We start from the raw sequence: 16087 nt of genomic DNA, 5'->3' as shown, positions 1-16087 counted from the left end.
AACTGTTAATTATTCACTATTAACTGCTCACTGAATTTACTGAACCGTCTCACCCTCAGCTTCCGCCTGCGCTTTTGCCTGCTGCTGGCGTTGCTGCTGGTACAGGGCGTCGAAGTTGATCGGCTGCAGTACCATCTGCGGGAAGGAGCCCTTGGCGACCAGGTCCGAGACCACTTCGCGAACGTAGGGGAACAGCAGGTTCGGGCAGTAGGCGCCGAGCAACTGGGCGCGCTCTTCGCCCTCCACACCTTTCACGGTGAAGATACCGGCCTGCTTCACTTCCGCCAGATAGAAGGTTTTCTCTTCCTTCTCGTCCTTGGCCGTCACTGTGACGGTCAGTTCCACTTCAAATTCATCGGTCTCGCCAATGCGGCGGGCGCCGTTATTGAGCTGCACATTGACCTTGGGTTTCCACTCTTCCAGAAACACTTCCGGGGCTCCCGGGCACTCGAAAGACGCATCCTTCAGATAAATACGCTGCAGCTGGAAAACCTGTTGTTGTTCGGCCATCGTTTTTCTCCTGTTACCTTGTTCCCGACTCCCCCGAATTGGCGCCGAGCAGCGAATCCAGCTCCCCTGCGCGCTCCAGAGCATAAAGTTCATCACAACCGCCGATGGGGCGGTCATCAATAAAGATCTGTGGCACCGTACGAGCCCCGCCGCGCTGCATCATCACCGCACGTTGATCAGGCTCTCGGTCCACATCCGTGTCCTGGTAAGAAATGTTTTTGCTGTTCAGCAACTGCTTGGCGCGAACGCAAAAAGGGCACCAACCTGTGGTATAAAGCTCCACCTTGGCCATATTCACCTCCCGCCTAGTCTTTAACCACAGGCAGGGAAGCCCCGCGCCAGGCGTTAAGTCCGCCCTGGATGCGATACAGCTCGTCAAAGCCCTTACCACGCAGCTGACGACCGAGATGTGAGGCCTTGGCGCCCATATCACAAGTCAGAATAATGGGTTTGTCCTTGTATTTTTCCAGTTCTGCAATACGCTCAAGGGCTTGGCTGGCAGGGATATTGATGCTGCCGGCAATATGCCCGGCACGAAACTCATCGCTATCGCGCAGATCAACAATCACCGCATCCTTCTGGTTGACCAGATTGGTGGCCAGCTGAGGACTCAGAGCCTTGCCGCCACGGCGGGACTCAAGCACAAAGAAAACGGCCCACAGCAGAAAAAAGGCGGACACCAGAAGGTAATGGTTACTGGCAAATTCAAGCAATTGGCTCATTGGAACCCCGAATCAGTGGCAATGGCCGACACTGTGCAGATAATTGGACAGCCCCGCGCCGATGGAAAATCGGCGCCAAGTATACACACCCGCAAGGGGGTAAGGTAAAACCATGCGCCCCGGAATACTGCTGCTATTACTTCTGCCCGCCCTGGCCTGGGGCGAGAATACCCCCTCAAAGGCCCAGCTGGAGCAGCTCAAGGACCGCATCAGCGAGCTCAGTGCCGCCCAGAACCGGGAACTGCGCAAGCGCGATTCGGTTCAGGCGGATTTGCGCGAAGCCGAGCTGCGCATCAGCCGCCTGTCCCGGGAGCAACGCAATCTGGAACAACAGGCCGGCGAGGCACGCCGACGATTGGCCAAACTGGAAAAGGAACAGGCTCAACTGGCCCGGGAAAAACAGACCCAGCTCAATTGGCTGGCCAAAACCGTACGCGCCAGTTATCAGGCCGGCCGCCAGGAACGCATCAAACTGCTGCTGAACCAGGAGCAACCGGACCAGATTGCCCGCCTGCTGCGCTACCAGGAATACTACCAGCGTGCTCGCAGTGATCGCTTGCAACAGGTGAATGGTGAGCTTGATGAACTGATGGCTGTCAGCCTGCGCGTGGAGCAGGCACGCCAGGCCCTGCTCGACAAGCGCAGCGACGTACAGCGCCATGCCGATAAATTGCAGGGGGCCCAGAAAAGCCGCCAGCAGACCCTGGCCAGCCTGAACCGCTCCCTGGATGACCGCAGCTCCAGCCTCAACCAGCTCAAGCAAGACCAACAGCAGCTGGAAAAATTGCTGGCAGACATGCAGCGCAGTCTCGACGATATCCCCGCCGACCTGGGAGGCAAACCCTTCGGCAAGCTGGCCGGCAAACTGCCATGGCCTCTGGATGGAAATATCGGCACCAGCTACAACAGTGCCCGCGAAGGGGCGCTACGCTGGCAGGGAGTCATCCTGAATGCGTCTGCCGGCACACCGGTGCGGTCGGTGTACGCCGGCCGCGTCGTGTTTGCCGACTGGCTGCGCGGCTACGGCCTGCTCACCATTGTCGATCACGGCAACGGCTACCTGACCCTGTATGGTTATAACCAGAGCCTGTTGCGGGAAGTGGGCGAGTGGGTATCAGCCGGTGACAGCCTGGCGCTGGCTGGCAATTCCGGCGGCAATCGTGCCAGTGGTCTGTACTTCGAGATACGCCATCGCGGCAAGGCAGTGAACCCCACACGCTGGTGTAATCGCCGTGTTACACTGCCGCCACTGGCCCAAAACACAAATGATTAAAGCGCGCGCATTGATGTCGCGTGCCTGCCGGGGATACTGAATGCCAACGCCAACCTTGTCCTTTCTGCGCACCGCTGTGGTGACGGCACTGCTATCAGCCGTCCCCCTCGCCAGCCTTCATGCCGAAGACCCGGCACTGGATCAACAGGCCCGCCAGCAAGGCGTGCCCGTGGATGAACTGCGTGCCTTTGCCGAAGTCATGGAACGCATCCGCAGCGCCTATATCGATGAGGTTGATGACCGCGAACTGCTGGAATCCGCCATTCGCGGCATGCTCTACGAACTGGACCCCCACTCCAGCTACCTGACCCCGGACCAGTTTGACGACCTGCAAGTCACCACCACCGGTGAGTTCGGCGGCCTGGGCATCGAAGTCACCATGGAAGACGGCTTCGTCAAGGTGGTTACCCCGGTGGACGGCTCCCCGGCCAGCAAGGCCGGCATCCAGGCCGGCGACCTGATCCTGAAAATAGACCAGACCTTTGTGAAAGGGCTGACCCTGAGCGAGGCCGTGGAACTGATGCGCGGCGAGATCGGCTCGGAAATCGAACTGATGGTGCTTAGCGAAGGGGATGAAAAACCCCACCAGGTCACCCTCGAGCGCGACAAGATCCAGCTGCACAGCGTCAAATCCCGCATTCTGGAGCCCGGGCTGGGCTATCTGCGCATTTCCCAATTTCAGAACAATACCGGCAACGATGCCCGCAAGGCCCTGGACAAGCTGGCCAAGGAAGACAGCTTGCGCGGCCTGGTGCTGGACCTGCGCAACAACCCCGGCGGCGTACTGGGTGGCGCCGTGGAAGTGGCCGACCTGTTCATGGACAACGGCCTGATTGTCTATACCCAGGGCCGCGAGAAAAGCAGCCGCAGCGACTTCAATGCCAAACCCGGCGACCGCCTGAATGGCATGCCCATGGTGGTGCTGGTCAATGGCGGCAGCGCGTCCGCCTCGGAAATCGTCGCCGGCGCCCTGCAGGATCAGGGCCGCGCCATCGTGGTGGGCAATCGCACCTTCGGCAAGGGCTCGGTACAGACCGTGCTGCCGCTGAGCAAGGACAAGGCCCTGAAGCTGACCACCGCCCGTTACTACACACCCGATGGTCGCTCCATTCAGGCCGAAGGCATTGAACCGGACATCGCCGTGGACGTGGTCACCAAGCTCGAAGTCCGTGAAGACATGCAGGTACGAGAAGCAGACTTGCCCCGTCACCTGAACAACGAAAACGGAGAAAGTCGCGACGACGGCAAGCGCCTGTCCCTTGCCCAGGAAGATTACGCCCTGGCTCAGGCCCTGTCCGTGCTGAAAGGCGTGGTACTGGCCCGCAATCACGAAAGCCACTGATGCGCCGTCTCGCCATGGGTCTGGTGCTGTTGCTGGCCACAGCCACTGCCACAGCCCAGCCGCGCATTGCCATCATCATTGATGATCTGGGCTATCACCGCCAGAACGGCCAGGCCATTGCCGATCTACCCGCGCCGGTGACCTGCGCGGTGATCCCCTATTCCCCGCACGGGCGCAAACTGGCCGAGCGCGCCAGCCGGGCCGGCAAGGAAGTGCTGGTCCATCTGCCCATGGCCGCCGGTGAGCATATTCGCCTGGATCGCGGCGGACTCCAGCAGGGAATCAGCGAAAACGAACTACTCGATACCGTACGCCAGGCACTCAGCCAGATCCCCCAGGCACGGGGCCTCAACAACCACATGGGTAGTGCACTCACCGAACAGGACGAACCCATGGGCTGGCTGATGGCAGAACTGAAAGCCCATCAACTATTCTTCGTGGATAGCCGCACCAGTGGCCGCTCAGTGGCCCAGCGGGTGGCACGGCAACAGGGGCTGGCCAACGCCGGACGCGATATCTTCCTGGATAACGAGCGTGATCTGGCCAAGATCAATGCCCAGTTCAACAAACTGATCCGCCTGGCCCGCCAGCGCGGCCAGGCGATTGCCATCGGTCACCCTTATCCGGAAACCGTCCATTATCTGCAGCAGGTACTGCCATTGATGGACGATGCCGGCATTCAAGTGGTGCCGGTTTCTTCGCTACTGGACACCCCGGCGCTGGACACTGCCACTACGGGAAATAGCACCCACGCCGGGTCCTGAGTCCGGCTATTCGGAAACCGGCTCTGCCCGGCCCCGGCCGATACCGGTGAGCCTGGCATAGCCGATCATCAGGAAACCGAAGACAAACATCAGCACCCCGTACACCGCAGACGGCACCGACATGGCTTCGGAGTGCAACAGGGTCAGGGTCACCATCAGCCCCAGGGTGCCATTTTTGATACCCAGCTCGATGGCGACGGTAAAGGCCTGGTCCCGGCTCAAGCCGATCAGACGTCCACCCACCAGCCCCAGTACCAGTCCGGCAATGTTCAGAATCACCGCCGACAACCCTGCCTTGCGGAACAGCTCCAGCGCTTCTTCACCCAGCTCTACCATCAGCAACGCAATCACCGCCACTAGCACCAGCAAACCCAGCAAACCTACCGCCTTCTCGCCCTTTTGCGCCCAGTCCTGGCGGAAATGGCGAATCGTCATGCCCACGGCCACCGGCAGCAGAATGATCACAAACAGGGTAATGATGGTGCGCAGCACCGGCAGCTCCAGCACTTTGTCCGCATCCTGAAAGCGCTCCAGCGCCCAACCGGTAAAGGCCGGCAGGGTAACAATGGTGATCAGGCTGGCCAGTACCGTCAGCACAATGGACAGGGCCACATCACCGCGGCCCAGGTAGACGAAAAGATTGGACGTTGTGCCACCGGGACAGGCGGCAATCACGATCAATCCCACCGCCAATGCCGGTGACAACTCCAGCGCCAGGGCCACACCCAGGGCGATGAGAGGTAACAGAAGAATCTGGGCCAGCAGGCCGAAGAAGGTGCCGCGCGGGGCGATGGCGACTTCGCGGAAGTCCTTGGGAGTCAGGGTCATGCCCATCCCCACCATGATCAGAAACAGCGATACCGGCAGGCCGATATCGATTAGCGCATTGGAACCCATTGCCACTCTCCCGAGGTTTTATTCTTGGTAAAGCCTCGAGAGTAAAACAGGATTTCACTGACAGCCAGTACAAAGCGGCTGCCTTGCTACATATGCGACCCCGGTCTGATATACCTGTTGGAGCTTTGCTCGCAAAGCGAAGGGTAAAGGCAACCGAAAGATTCGCGTTGCGAGCAAAGCGCCAACGGGTCGACGGAGTAGCGCGCCGCTAGTCCAGCCGCATCTCAACGCCGGCGGCCTGCATAAACTGCTTGGCCTCCTGCACGGAGTATTCACCGAAGTGGAAAATGGAGGCGGCCAGCACCGCATCGGCACCGCCCTGGACCACGCCGTCTACCAGGTGATGCAGGTTGCCGACCCCGCCGGACGCGATCACCGGCACCGGCACTGCATCGGCAATGGCCCGGGTCAGGGCAATATCAAAGCCGTTCTTGGTGCCATCCCGGTCCATGCTGGTGAGCAGGATTTCACCGGCACCGTAGTCGGTCATCTGCTTTGCCCAGGCTACCGCATCCAGCCCGGTGGGCTTGCGGCCACCATGGGTGAAGATTTCCCAGCGATTGGTCTCACTCTCGGCACTGACTTTCTTGGCATCAATGGCCACCACGATGCACTGGGAGCCAAAACGCTCCGCCGCCTCGCGGACAAATTCCGGATTGTGCACCGCCGCCGAATTGATACCGACCTTGTCAGCACCGGCATTGAGCAGATTACGGATATCTTCCAGAGTCCGTACGCCGCCGCCCACGGTGAGCGGAATAAACACCTGGCTGGCGATCCGCTCCACGATGTGCAGGGTGGTGTCACGCTCCTGATGGCTGGCAGTGATATCCAGAAAGGTAATTTCGTCAGCGCCGGCGTCGTTGTAGCGCTTGGCAATTTCCACCGGGTCACCGGCATCGCGGATGTCCACGAACTGCACGCCCTTTACCACCCGGCCGGCGTCCACATCGAGACACGGAATAATGCGTTTGGCTAAGCCCATAATGCGTCCCCGTCAGGCGCCGATCAGTTCGTCGGACAGTGCCTGGCCTTCGCCGAAGTCCAGGGTGTTCTCGTAGATGGCGCGGCCGGTAATGGCACCACTGATGCCCTGATCCGCCACTGCACACAGGTTACGCACGTCATCCAGATTGGTGATACCACCGGAAGCAATCACCGGGATGGACATGGACTGGGCCAGGCGCACGGTGGCGTCCACATTGACGCCCTGCAGCATGCCGTCACGGCTGATATCGGTATAGACGATGGCGGATACACCATCGTTCTCGAACTGTTTGGCCAGATCGATTACATCCACATCAGTGACATTGGCCCAGCCATCGGTGGCGACCTTGCCATCCTTGGCATCCAGACCAACGATGATGTGGCCGGGGAACTGCTGGCACATTTCCTTGACGAACTGCGGCTCGTTGACCGCCTTGGTGCCGATAATCACCCATTGCACCCCGGCATCCAGATAGGCCTGGATGATTTCCGGGCTGCGAATACCGCCGCCAATCTGGATCGGTAGATCCGGATGCGCCTTGGCAATTGCCTTGACGATATCACCATTCACCGGCTCCCCGGCAAAGGCACCGTTCAGGTCCACCAGGTGCAGACGACGGGCGCCGCGCTCCACCCAGTGGCTGGCCACAGCCACCGGGTCATCGGAAAACACCGTATCGTCTTCCATACGCCCCTGCTTCAGGCGTACACATTTACCGTCTTTCAGGTCGATGGCGGGAATCAAAAGCATGTCAAAATCTCAAAAGCTGGGTTTGCGCTTGCGCGGTGAATGACGACGTTAGTGATGATGTTGCTGTCAGCGATCCACTGAAACACTCAGTGAAATCATGGCTGCCAGCGCAGGAAATTTTCCAGCAGCGTCAGGCCGGCATCTGCGCTCTTCTCAGGGTGAAACTGCACCGCAAAGACATTTTTTCGGGTAGCCGCAGCGGCAAAGGTCAGACCGTAATCACAACGACCCGCCACTTCCTCATCCACCAACCCGGTGACGCAGTAGCTGTGCACGAAGTAGAACCGGGTGTTATCGGCAATGCCTGCCCACATTGGGTGCGCCATACCCTGTCGCACCTGGTTCCAGCCCATGTGCGGCACCTTCAGGCGGCCACCGGTATCATTCTGCAACTCGCCGAAGAAAGTGACCTGACCGTCAAACACGCCCAGGCAATCGACGCCGTTGTTCTCCTCACTACGCGCCATCAGGGCCTGCATGCCCACACAGATGCCCAACACCGGCTTGCCGGCGGCAATCACATCCAGAATGGCCCGGTCCAGGCCGGTGTCGCGCAGTACCGCGATACAGTCACGGATGGCGCCAACACCGGGGAACACCACCCGATCTGCCGCCCGTACCTGATCCGGGTCACCGGTGATGACGATCTGCTGGCCACTGGCTACCTTTTCCAGCGCCTTGCCGGCGGAGTGCAGATTGCCCATGCCGTAATCAATGACGGCTACTACTTCACTCATAAGCTGTGATTACTCGCTTTCGCTCAGGGTGCCCTTGGTGGACGGGGTAATGCCGCTCATGCGCGGGTCCGGCTCCACCGCCATGCGCAGGGCACGACCGAAAGCCTTGAACACAGTCTCTGCCTGATGGTGGGCGTTCTTGCCACGCAGGTTATCGATGTGCAGGGTGATCATGGCGTGGTTCACCAGGCCCTGGAAGAATTCGTAGAACAGGTCCACGTCGAAGCCGCCGATGCTGCCCCGGGTAAAGTCCACGAACATTTCCAGGCCGGGACGGCCAGACAGGTCCAGCACCACGCGGGACAGGGCCTCATCCAGTGGCACATAAGCATGACCGTAACGGCGCACCCCTTTCTTGTCGCCAATCGCCTTGGTAAAAGCCTGGCCCAGGGTAATGCCGATGTCCTCCACCGTGTGGTGGGCATCGATGTGCAAATCCCCCTTGGCCTTTATCTCGATATCCACCAGACCATGGCGGGCCACCTGGTCCAGCATGTGCTCCAGGAACGGCAGGCCGGTATCCAGTTTGCACTGGCCGGTGCCATCCAGATTGATGGAGACCTGGATCTGGGTTTCCAGGGTGTTGCGCTCAACAGTGGCGCTGCGCTTGCTCATCTATATCTCCAGGGGTTACCCAGGGCAGTGGGCCGGTTATTATACGCACCCTGACAGAGCCTAACCAGCGGAGCAATTTCATGCCGATCAGTGCTGAATCCCACCCTTTATCGTCGGAACAGGCCGCCACCTTCGATCAGGTGCTGCGCGATGACCCGCAATACCGGGAAAAACTGGACGCGGCGGTGGCTGCCGGCGGCAAACGCCTGTTTGCCGCCCATTTCAACGGCAAACGGGTGGCAGTGGCGCTGGTAGAAGAAGATCGGTCCGAGCTGGACTGGGTGGTGGTACACCCGGCCACCCGGGGCCGGGGAGTGGGCAAGGACTTCCTGCGTCTGATCGGCCAGCAACTGGGGGCAATCCTGGCCCTGCCCCGCAAATGCGACCCAACACGCTGATCTGTGCCCCCGCGCGGTAACGGTTATGCCCGCGGTGCCTGCATGTCCGAGAGCGGCAGGCGAATATGCAGGGTAAAGCCGCGCCCGGGCCCCGGGCTTTCCGCCCATAGCTGGCCATCCACCTGTTCGATCATCACCCGGGCCATGGCCAGTGACAGACCGAAACCTTCCTCGTGGTGGCGCGAGCCCATCACGAAGAAGGGCTCAAGAATATGCTCAAGCTGCTCCGCCGTGGCGCCCTTGCCCTCATCCCGGATGCGAATCTCCGCGTAACCGCCGGACACATCCACTTCACTGGAAATGTCCACGCTGCCGCCTTCAGCACTGAAACGCAGGGCATTGTCCAGGCCAATGGACAACACTTCCTGCAGCTCCCCTTCACTGGCGTTGACCCGCAGGTTCGGTGATACACGGTTACGCACGGCGATGCCGCTCTGCTCAATCCGCCCGGCTTGCTCACGCAAAATCCCATCCAGCACCCACATGGGCTGACAGTTACCCACCGGTGGCGGCTGATTGCGGTCTGACAAATCGAAATAACGCAGCGAGGTGCTGACGATACCGGTCAGCCGCCGCTGGCCCTTGCGCACCATGGCCCAGACATCCACATCCTGGTCACCCTGTGAATCCTGGCCCAGGGAGTCAGCCGCACCGATCCAGTTAATCGGCGTATTCAGCTCGTGACTGATGTACTGCAGGAACATGGATTTGTCCTGGTTCATCTGCTCGATATCTGCCAGATGCCGCTCCAGATTCTGTTGCGCCTCAAGGGCCAGCTGTTTGCGCTCGGTCTCCAGAAAGCGAATCCGGTCGCCCAGCGCCAGCGACAGCATGACTACCACCCACAGGGCGCCAAAATGCGGCAGATAAGGCACGAACACGCTATAGGGCATCAACCCAAGATTGCCCAGGGCGAACAGGAAGATAGTCAGCAGAAACACCGACCAGGCCAGCACATAGAGCCGCGCAACTCGAAACCCTTGCCGCCAGACCATCCAGCCCAGCCAGCTGAACAGCACGATGGTCATCAGCGCAATGACCGTGGAAAGGTGATAGGTCCAGGGGGGCTCCATGAGCCACTGCAGCAAAAAGGCACCACCAACCATCATCAGATAATGCTTTATCAGACGATCATAGCGGGGGAAACGCTGCGCCAGTTGCAGAAATTGGCGTGAATAAAGGGCCAGAGCCAATGTAATCACATAGGTGCTAAGCCAGAAGTATTCGTTGATCTTGGGCGTTTGTGGCCACAAGTATTGCAACCCAAAGCCGCTGACATTGATGTTGAAAAAAATTATCCCGCCCAGGAACATCACGAAGTGCAGATGCACATTGTCGCGCAGGGACAGGTAGAGCAGCAGGTTGTAGACCAGCATGATCACCAGGGAGCCGTAAAACAGACCCTGCATCAATTGCTCAAGGTATGTGAACTCCACCAGCCCCTTGGCACTGTAGAGCGCCGGCATCATGTTGAGGGCGCCCTTGCCGCGTACCTTGAGGTAATACTCCTTAACCCCGGGATCGTCGGTTTCCAGGCCAAACACAAAGGCCCGGTGCTTCATGGGTCGCTGGTCAAAGTCCCGAGTGTCCCCCACTTCCAAAGCGCGGTAATTGCCATCCCCGTCTGGAGCATAAAGAGTCAGCTCATCAAGGATCGGATGGCGCTCCACCAGAAACCAGCTTCCGTCCACACCGGTGGCATCCACGGCAATGCGCAACCAGAAAGTGCTGCGGGTGAAACCGAAGTTCAGGGCACTGCTTTCGCTGTTGCGAAAACGACTGGCAAACTGGTCACGCACCTGATCCAGAGTCCAGTCGCCTTCCGGATCTTCCAGGATCTGCATGTATTCGCCCAGCAGCACTTTCTCCTTGGCATCAGCCAGTGCCACCGTCCTGCCCTGAGCGGCCGTCGTCAGGCCGCACCACACAAGCAGAAGCATCAACACTGAAAATTGGAACTTTTGCAAAGGTCCTTCCCCTAAACTCACACGATCAATGCTAAGTTATCAGTCAGTCATTTCCGACTGGTATAATCCGGGTCCATCGTCCAACACGCAAGGAGAGCTCCATGGGACGCTTGATAAAAATTTTGCTGATCACAATTTTTGCCATCATTCTGCTATTGGCTATTGCGGTTTTTGTGATCACACAGGTGATTGATCCCAACGAGTTCAAACCGGAAATTGAAAAACAGGCCAGGGAGCAGGCCAATCTGACTCTGGATATCCAGGGTGACCTGGCATGGCAATTCTGGCCATCGCTGGGCGTCAGCCTGGGCCGCACCGAGGCCCGCATCGCGGATGAGGAAGAGCTGTTTGCCGCGCTCGACGCGGCCAGCGTCAGCGTTGCAGTGCTTCCCCTGCTGTACGGCCAGGTCGAGATGGACGGCATCACGCTGGCAGGCCTGGATGTGAACCTGATCGATGGCCCGGATGGCGCCAACTGGGAGCAGATCGGCCCGCAAACTGCAGCGCCAGAAACGCCGGAAGAGGCAACTACCACCGCTGACGAGGAAGGCAGCAGCAGTCTGGATATTCCCCTGACCATTCCCAGCGTGGCCGTCACCGACGGCAAGGTGCGCTATCGCAATACCAGCGACGGCACCGACATCGTGGTAGAGCATTTCAACCTGAACGCCCAGGATGTCAATCTGGATGAAGCGTTCCCGCTGCAAATGTCACTGCGTTATCAGGACCAAAGCGACATGCGCGTGGACCTGAATCTGGATACCACTCTCACCACCGACCTGGATGCCAATCATTTCATCCTCGACCCGATGATCCTGGACGCCAACATCGCTGGCGCCACCACCATGCCAGTGGATGTGCACCTGGAACAGAAGCTCGACGTGAACCTCAACGAAGACACTGTCTCCATCAAGGACCTGCTGCTCACCGCCGCCGGCACCGAAACCCGCGGCAACATCGACATCGCCGCCCTCACTGGCGACATGCAGCTCAGCGGCAAACTGGCAACGGCCTCCTTTGACGCCAACAAGGTACTGGAAGCCATCGGCGAAGCCCCCATCGAGACCACCGACAGCAAGGCGCTCAGCAATATCGCCATGGAAACCACTCTGGCCGGCGAGCCCGGCAGCGTCATGGCCAACCCGCTGAAAATCACGCTGGACAGCAGCACCCTCAGCGGCAGCGCCGGCCTGGCCAGCCTGGAAAGTGGCAAGATCGTCTTTGACCTGGCGCTGGATCAGATCACTCTGGACGGCTATATACCGCCGTCCTCGGATGAGCCGGCCACCGCTGCCGCTGGCGGCGGCAAGGATGGCGGCACGGCCAACCTGTCCACCGCAGAACTGATTCCGGTAGAGAGCCTCCGGCCGCTTGTCATGGATGGCAAGCTGCGCATCGGCAGCCTGAAGTACGACACCATCGACGCGAGCAACCTGAAATTTGCAGTCACTGCCAACAACGGCATCCTGCAGCTTACTGAAGCCAGTGGCGACACCCTCGGCGGCAGCTTCAGCGCCAAAGGGAAGCTGGATGCGTCCGGCAAGACTCCACGCATCACCGCCAGCAACACCGTGACCAGCATGCAGATTCAGCCACTGGTGCAACTGGCACTGGAAGACGATCTGGCCAAGGGCATTTTCGCCATGAACGGCAGCTACAGCGCCAGCGGCAATAGTGAAAAAGCACTGATGGATTCCGCAAAAGGCACTATCGACATGTCACTGGCCGATACCACCGTGCGCGGTCTCAACCTTTACCAGACGCTGGTGGGCGGCGTGAACGATATGCTTGGCCAATTCCAGGGCCTGGCCACAGCCCTGATCCCCAGCCAGGAATCTGGCAAGCTACCCAGCGCCCTGTCCGAAGACACCAAGATCGTGGATCTGACCACCAAGGCGCGCCTGGGCAAGAACGTGGCCTACCTGGACAGCCTGAATGCGATACTTAGCAAAGGGGAGATCACCGGTAACGGCTGGATGAATATCCTCAACCAGGATTTCGACCTGAAGATCGGCATGCAGTCCCCGGAACTGGGCACGTCCAAGTACCTGGAAGGCACCACCTGGCCGCTGCGCTGTGAAGGCAACCTGGGCGGCAGCCCCGCCAAATGGTGTGGCCCGGACAAATCCGGCTTCAAGGACATTGGCAAGCAAGTCGCCGCCAAAGCCGCTCAGCAAAAGATCAAGGACAAGCTGGGCATCGACGGCGAGGGCGACACCGCCGAAGAAGTCATCAAGGATGCCGCCAAGAAAAAAGCCAAGGAAGAAGTGGACAAGCAGCTCAAGGACGGCCTGAAAAAGTTGTTTAACTAACCCCTCGCGCGGCGCGCCTCACGCTACACGCCACGCCGGTTTCGTCACCGGCGCAGGGCGTGAAGCGTGTTGCATGCCAGCGTCTTCACAGGTACAACTCGCCGCATGCGCAGTCCCTCCCCGATCTCCCCCGCCACCGTCAGCGATGCCGTGCTCGCCTGGTACGACCAATACGGTCGCCAAAGCCTGCCCTGGCAGCACCCCCGCACGCCCTATCAGGTGTGGGTTTCGGAAATCATGCTGCAGCAGACCCAGGTCACCACCGTCATTCCCTACTTCCAGCGGTTTATGGAGCGCTTTCCGGATGTACACAGCCTGGCCAGCGCCGCCCAGGATGAAGTGCTGCACCTGTGGACCGGCCTGGGCTACTACGCCCGCGCCCGCAACCTGCACAAGTGCGCGCAAACGCTGGTGGCGGAACATGCGGGTGACTTCCCGCATACCGTGGAGGAGGTCGCCGCCCTGTCCGGCATCGGCCGCTCCACCGCCGGCGCCATTCTCGCCCAGAGCCGAGGTGTCCGTGCCGCCATTCTCGACGGCAACGTGAAACGGGTCCTGGCGCGCCTGCATGCGGTGGAAGGCTGGCCCGGCAAGAAACCGGTGGAAAACCGCCTGTGGGAACTGGCAGAACATTACACCCCCCACCAGCGACTGGCAGACTACACCCAGGCCATGATGGATCTCGGCGCCACCGTCTGCACCAGGGGCACGCCCAACTGCAGCGCCTGTCCGATACAACCCCACTGCCAGGCCCACGCCAATGGCAACCCGCAGGACTATCCCGGACGCAAACCGAAGAAGGCTCTGCCGGTACGCACCACCGTGATGCTGATCCTGCGAGATACACAAGGCCGGGTGTGGCTGGAACCCCGGCCATCCTCGGGTATCTGGGGCGGCCTGTGGTGCTTCCCACAGACAGAAGACGTCGACCTTTTCGACGAGGCGCTGGCCCAGCGAGCACTCAGTGCCAGTGACACACCGCAGCCCCTGCCGGGCTTTCGTCATACCTTCAGCCACTTCCATCTGGATATCACCCCGCTGGAACTCCGGGTACAAACGGTCGGCACACGAGACAGCAACGGCCGCTGGGTGGACCCGGCGGCCCCGGGCGAATTGGGGCTGGCCGCCCCGGTCAAAAAACTGTTGAGCCGGCTCGACCGCCCACAGCAGACGAGCATGTTATAGTCCCGCCATTCCCATTCCGCACCATGGAGACGTTATGAGTCGCACGGTTTTCTGCCGCAAATACCAGAGCGAACTGGAAGGCCTGGACCGCCCCCCCTTCCCCGGCCCCAAGGGGCAGGACATCTTCGACAATGTATCTCGCAAAGCCTGGCAGGAGTGGCTCCACGAGCAGACCATGCTGATCAACGAAAAGCACCTGAACGTGATGGACCCACAGGCAAAAGGGTTTCTGGACGAGCAGCGTGATCGTTTTTTGAACAACGAAAACTACGAAAAAGCCGAGGGTTATGTTCCCCCTGCTCACGATGCGAACAAATAGCCGCTGATCACTTGACGCCTCCGGCCCGAGCCGCTTTAATACGCGCCCTGATTGCCCGGATAGCTCAGTCGGTAGAGCAGGGGATTGAAAATCCCCGTGTCGGTGGTTCGATTCCGCCTCCGGGCACCATCTTGAAAAGCCCCGCTCAAACGAGCGGGGCTTTTTTTATGCTGCACAATCGCCTGCCCGCCCAAGGGCTACACTCCTATCGGCTTCCCCCTTATCCTGACACTGCACTCACCGCAGGACAGCCCATGAAGATACGTCTCTTTCTGCTTGCCACCCTGATACTGGTCAGCGGCTGCGACAAGACCCCTACCGGTCGCGACCAGTTGGCACTGATACCCGAATCGATGATGGCCCAGTTTGGCAGCCAGGCCTTCCTGCAGATGCAGCAACAGGTCCCGGCCAGCGAGAATACGAGCCGTAATGCCCGCGTGCAGTGCATCGCCCGGGAAATTCTGCTGGAAGTAGGCAACCGCTTTCCCGGCACCCCCATGCCGGACACCTGGGAAATCGTGCTGTTTGATGACCCCACGCCCAACGCCTTCGCCCTGCCTGGCGGCAAGATTGGCGTAAATCAGGGCTTGCTGGACGTGGCCGGCAATGATGCCCAACTGGCCGCCGTCATCGGCCACGAGGTGGCTCATGTGCTGGCTCGACACGGTAATGAGCGCCTGACCCAAGAGCTGGGTATCAAGGCGGTATTATTACTGGTGGGGTTATTCAGCGAGGGAGACGGAGACAGCGAGCGGATCATCCAGGCCCTGGGGCTTGGCGCCCATCTGGGCATTGCCCTGCCCTTCAGCCGTGCCCACGAGGAAGAAGCCGATGTGATGGGTCTGGAATTGATGGCCAGTGCCGGCTTCGATCCGCGAGAAAGTACCGAACTGTGGCGCAATATGGCCGCCGCAGGGGACGGACAGCCACTGGAGTTTCTTTCTACCCACCCGAACCACGAATCGCGGATCGAGGCACTGGAAGAACGGATGGAGGTGGCGCTGCCACTGTATCAGCGCACCTCCCCGGCGAATTGCGAGAGCCCGTGAACTTGCCTGACGGCACGCTCCGTGACATCTACAAAGCCGCTGCAGGAACGGAGCGTAGCGGAGTAACGCACGTAGTTCCGTGCGGCCCGAAGGGGAGCGCAGCGAATACCCCTCTTGAGGGACGAATCCGAGCTGAGCGAGGAAGCATGCTTTCATCACTCTAACAGTGCTCGGTACTCCTGATCGCCCTGCGGGCGATGTCCACGCTCACGGGTGGTTCGTCCCTCAAGAGGAACTCCTACAGCGGCTTCGGCATAAC

General features: G+C 59.9%; 17 protein-coding genes and 1 tRNA gene. 9 read left to right on the top strand and 9 right to left on the bottom strand.

The features are described 5' to 3' along the window. Window positions 1-36: 36 nt before the first annotated feature. Genes secB through ACMG4N_RS05080 form a run of 3 tightly spaced genes read right to left on the bottom strand, consistent with a single transcriptional unit; the run spans window position 37 to window position 1232 of the window. Window positions 37-510: a protein-export chaperone SecB gene (gene secB, locus ACMG4N_RS05090; protein ID WP_035245181.1), complete on the bottom strand. Its 474-nt coding sequence runs from the start codon at window positions 508-510 to the stop codon at window positions 37-39. Between the two features lie 13 nt (window positions 511-523). Then, the gene (grxC, locus tag ACMG4N_RS05085) at window positions 524-802 is read right to left on the bottom strand and encodes a glutaredoxin 3 (protein ID WP_297769572.1); all 279 of its coding nucleotides are present in this window, start codon (window positions 800-802) and stop codon (window positions 524-526) included. A 13-nt stretch (window positions 803-815) separates the two neighbouring features. Beyond that, window positions 816-1232 carry a rhodanese-like domain-containing protein gene (locus ACMG4N_RS05080; RefSeq protein WP_035245184.1) on the bottom strand — a complete coding sequence of 139 codons (417 nt, stop codon included), beginning with the start codon at window positions 1230-1232 and terminating at the stop codon, window positions 816-818. Window positions 1233-1344: 112 nt separating this feature from the next. Between ACMG4N_RS05080 and ACMG4N_RS05075 the strand changes: the two genes are divergently transcribed. From ACMG4N_RS05075 to ACMG4N_RS05065, 3 genes are read left to right on the top strand one after another with little or no spacing between them, the layout of a single operon-like run. Next, the gene (locus ACMG4N_RS05075) at window positions 1345-2505 is read left to right on the top strand and encodes a murein hydrolase activator EnvC family protein (protein WP_414433029.1); all 1161 of its coding nucleotides are present in this window, start codon (window positions 1345-1347) and stop codon (window positions 2503-2505) included. Between the two features lie 40 nt (window positions 2506-2545). Next, window positions 2546-3847 carry a S41 family peptidase gene (locus ACMG4N_RS05070; RefSeq protein WP_297769566.1) on the top strand — a complete coding sequence of 434 codons (1302 nt, stop codon included), beginning with the start codon at window positions 2546-2548 and terminating at the stop codon, window positions 3845-3847. Further along, window positions 3847-4611 carry a divergent polysaccharide deacetylase family protein gene (locus tag ACMG4N_RS05065; protein ID WP_297769564.1) on the top strand — a complete coding sequence of 255 codons (765 nt, stop codon included), beginning with the start codon at window positions 3847-3849 and terminating at the stop codon, window positions 4609-4611. The genes ACMG4N_RS05070 and ACMG4N_RS05065 overlap by 1 nt, the downstream gene beginning before the upstream one ends. A gap of 6 nt (window positions 4612-4617) precedes the next feature. Here the strand turns inward: ACMG4N_RS05065 and ACMG4N_RS05060 are convergent, their stop codons facing one another. From ACMG4N_RS05060 to hisB, 5 genes are all read right to left on the bottom strand, one after another. After that, window positions 4618-5508: a bile acid:sodium symporter family protein gene (locus ACMG4N_RS05060; protein ID WP_297769561.1), complete on the bottom strand. Its 891-nt coding sequence runs from the start codon at window positions 5506-5508 to the stop codon at window positions 4618-4620. 208 nt (window positions 5509-5716) lie between these two features. Further along, the gene (gene hisF, locus ACMG4N_RS05055; protein WP_414433028.1) at window positions 5717-6493 is read right to left on the bottom strand and encodes an imidazole glycerol phosphate synthase subunit HisF; all 777 of its coding nucleotides are present in this window, start codon (window positions 6491-6493) and stop codon (window positions 5717-5719) included. Between the two features lie 12 nt (window positions 6494-6505). Continuing rightward, entirely contained in the window at window positions 6506-7246 is a 741-nt protein-coding gene (hisA, locus tag ACMG4N_RS05050; protein ID WP_035245193.1) for a 1-(5-phosphoribosyl)-5-[(5-phosphoribosylamino)methylideneamino]imidazole-4-carboxamide isomerase, read from the bottom strand. A gap of 95 nt (window positions 7247-7341) precedes the next feature. Continuing rightward, on the bottom strand, window positions 7342-7983 hold the full coding sequence (gene hisH / locus ACMG4N_RS05045; protein ID WP_414433027.1) for an imidazole glycerol phosphate synthase subunit HisH: 642 nt from the start codon (window positions 7981-7983) through the stop codon (window positions 7342-7344). Between the two features lie 9 nt (window positions 7984-7992). Next, window positions 7993-8598: an imidazoleglycerol-phosphate dehydratase HisB gene (hisB, locus tag ACMG4N_RS05040; RefSeq protein WP_035245197.1), complete on the bottom strand. Its 606-nt coding sequence runs from the start codon at window positions 8596-8598 to the stop codon at window positions 7993-7995. A gap of 80 nt (window positions 8599-8678) precedes the next feature. On the opposite strand from hisB, the gene ACMG4N_RS05035 reads away from it, so the two are divergent. Next, window positions 8679-8996, top strand: coding sequence for an acetyl-CoA sensor PanZ family protein (locus ACMG4N_RS05035; RefSeq protein WP_297769548.1), 318 nt, complete (start codon window positions 8679-8681; stop codon window positions 8994-8996). A gap of 23 nt (window positions 8997-9019) precedes the next feature. Here ACMG4N_RS05035 and ACMG4N_RS05030 read toward each other — a convergent pair whose 3' ends face one another. Continuing rightward, on the bottom strand, window positions 9020-10936 hold the full coding sequence (locus tag ACMG4N_RS05030) for a sensor histidine kinase (RefSeq protein ID WP_297769545.1): 1917 nt from the start codon (window positions 10934-10936) through the stop codon (window positions 9020-9022). A 128-nt stretch (window positions 10937-11064) separates the two neighbouring features. On the opposite strand from ACMG4N_RS05030, the gene ACMG4N_RS05025 reads away from it, so the two are divergent. From ACMG4N_RS05025 to ACMG4N_RS05005, 5 genes are all read left to right on the top strand, one after another. After that, on the top strand, window positions 11065-13275 hold the full coding sequence (locus ACMG4N_RS05025) for an AsmA family protein (protein ID WP_414433026.1): 2211 nt from the start codon (window positions 11065-11067) through the stop codon (window positions 13273-13275). Window positions 13276-13380: 105 nt separating this feature from the next. Continuing rightward, window positions 13381-14460, top strand: a complete 1080-nt coding sequence (gene mutY, locus ACMG4N_RS05020) for an A/G-specific adenine glycosylase (protein WP_297769539.1) — start codon at window positions 13381-13383, stop codon at window positions 14458-14460. Between the two features lie 34 nt (window positions 14461-14494). After that, on the top strand, window positions 14495-14779 hold the full coding sequence (locus ACMG4N_RS05015) for an oxidative damage protection protein (protein ID WP_035245207.1): 285 nt from the start codon (window positions 14495-14497) through the stop codon (window positions 14777-14779). A gap of 53 nt (window positions 14780-14832) precedes the next feature. Continuing rightward, window positions 14833-14908 (top strand) — tRNA-Phe (locus ACMG4N_RS05010). A 125-nt stretch (window positions 14909-15033) separates the two neighbouring features. Continuing rightward, complete coding sequence (locus ACMG4N_RS05005; protein WP_297769534.1) at window positions 15034-15828, top strand: M48 family metallopeptidase; 795 nt, start codon at window positions 15034-15036, stop codon at window positions 15826-15828. The last annotated feature ends 259 nt before the right edge of the window (window positions 15829-16087 follow it).

Origin of the sequence: Alcanivorax sp. IL2 (assembly GCF_047495475.1) — a bacterium.
Lineage (GTDB): Bacteria > Pseudomonadota > Gammaproteobacteria > Pseudomonadales > Alcanivoracaceae > Alcanivorax.
The sequence above is the reverse complement of the archived record's forward strand: the minus strand, read 5'-3'. Positions and strand labels throughout refer to the sequence as shown.

Bases quoted from the DNA above. Each gene is read 5' to 3' on its own strand.
- secB (WP_035245181.1), bottom strand. From the start codon at position 510: ATGGCCGAACAACAACAGGTTTTCCAGCTGCAGCGTATTTATCTGAAG.
- grxC (WP_297769572.1), bottom strand. From the start codon at position 802: ATGGCCAAGGTGGAGCTTTATACCACAGGTTGGTGCCCTTTTTGCGTT.
- ACMG4N_RS05080 (WP_035245184.1), bottom strand. From the start codon at position 1,232: ATGAGCCAATTGCTTGAATTTGCCAGTAACCATTACCTTCTGGTGTCC.
- ACMG4N_RS05075 (WP_414433029.1), top strand. From the start codon at position 1,345: ATGCGCCCCGGAATACTGCTGCTATTACTTCTGCCCGCCCTGGCCTGG.
- ACMG4N_RS05070 (WP_297769566.1), top strand. From the start codon at position 2,546: ATGCCAACGCCAACCTTGTCCTTTCTGCGCACCGCTGTGGTGACGGCA.
- ACMG4N_RS05065 (WP_297769564.1), top strand. From the start codon at position 3,847: ATGCGCCGTCTCGCCATGGGTCTGGTGCTGTTGCTGGCCACAGCCACT.
- ACMG4N_RS05060 (WP_297769561.1), bottom strand. From the start codon at position 5,508: ATGGGTTCCAATGCGCTAATCGATATCGGCCTGCCGGTATCGCTGTTT.
- hisF (WP_414433028.1), bottom strand. From the start codon at position 6,493: ATGGGCTTAGCCAAACGCATTATTCCGTGTCTCGATGTGGACGCCGGC.
- hisA (WP_035245193.1), bottom strand. From the start codon at position 7,246: ATGCTTTTGATTCCCGCCATCGACCTGAAAGACGGTAAATGTGTACGC.
- hisH (WP_414433027.1), bottom strand. From the start codon at position 7,983: ATGAGTGAAGTAGTAGCCGTCATTGATTACGGCATGGGCAATCTGCAC.
- hisB (WP_035245197.1), bottom strand. From the start codon at position 8,598: ATGAGCAAGCGCAGCGCCACTGTTGAGCGCAACACCCTGGAAACCCAG.
- ACMG4N_RS05035 (WP_297769548.1), top strand. From the start codon at position 8,679: ATGCCGATCAGTGCTGAATCCCACCCTTTATCGTCGGAACAGGCCGCC.
- ACMG4N_RS05030 (WP_297769545.1), bottom strand. From the start codon at position 10,936: ATGCTTCTGCTTGTGTGGTGCGGCCTGACGACGGCCGCTCAGGGCAGG.
- ACMG4N_RS05025 (WP_414433026.1), top strand. From the start codon at position 11,065: ATGGGACGCTTGATAAAAATTTTGCTGATCACAATTTTTGCCATCATT.
- mutY (WP_297769539.1), top strand. From the start codon at position 13,381: ATGCGCAGTCCCTCCCCGATCTCCCCCGCCACCGTCAGCGATGCCGTG.
- ACMG4N_RS05015 (WP_035245207.1), top strand. From the start codon at position 14,495: ATGAGTCGCACGGTTTTCTGCCGCAAATACCAGAGCGAACTGGAAGGC.
- ACMG4N_RS05005 (WP_297769534.1), top strand. From the start codon at position 15,034: ATGAAGATACGTCTCTTTCTGCTTGCCACCCTGATACTGGTCAGCGGC.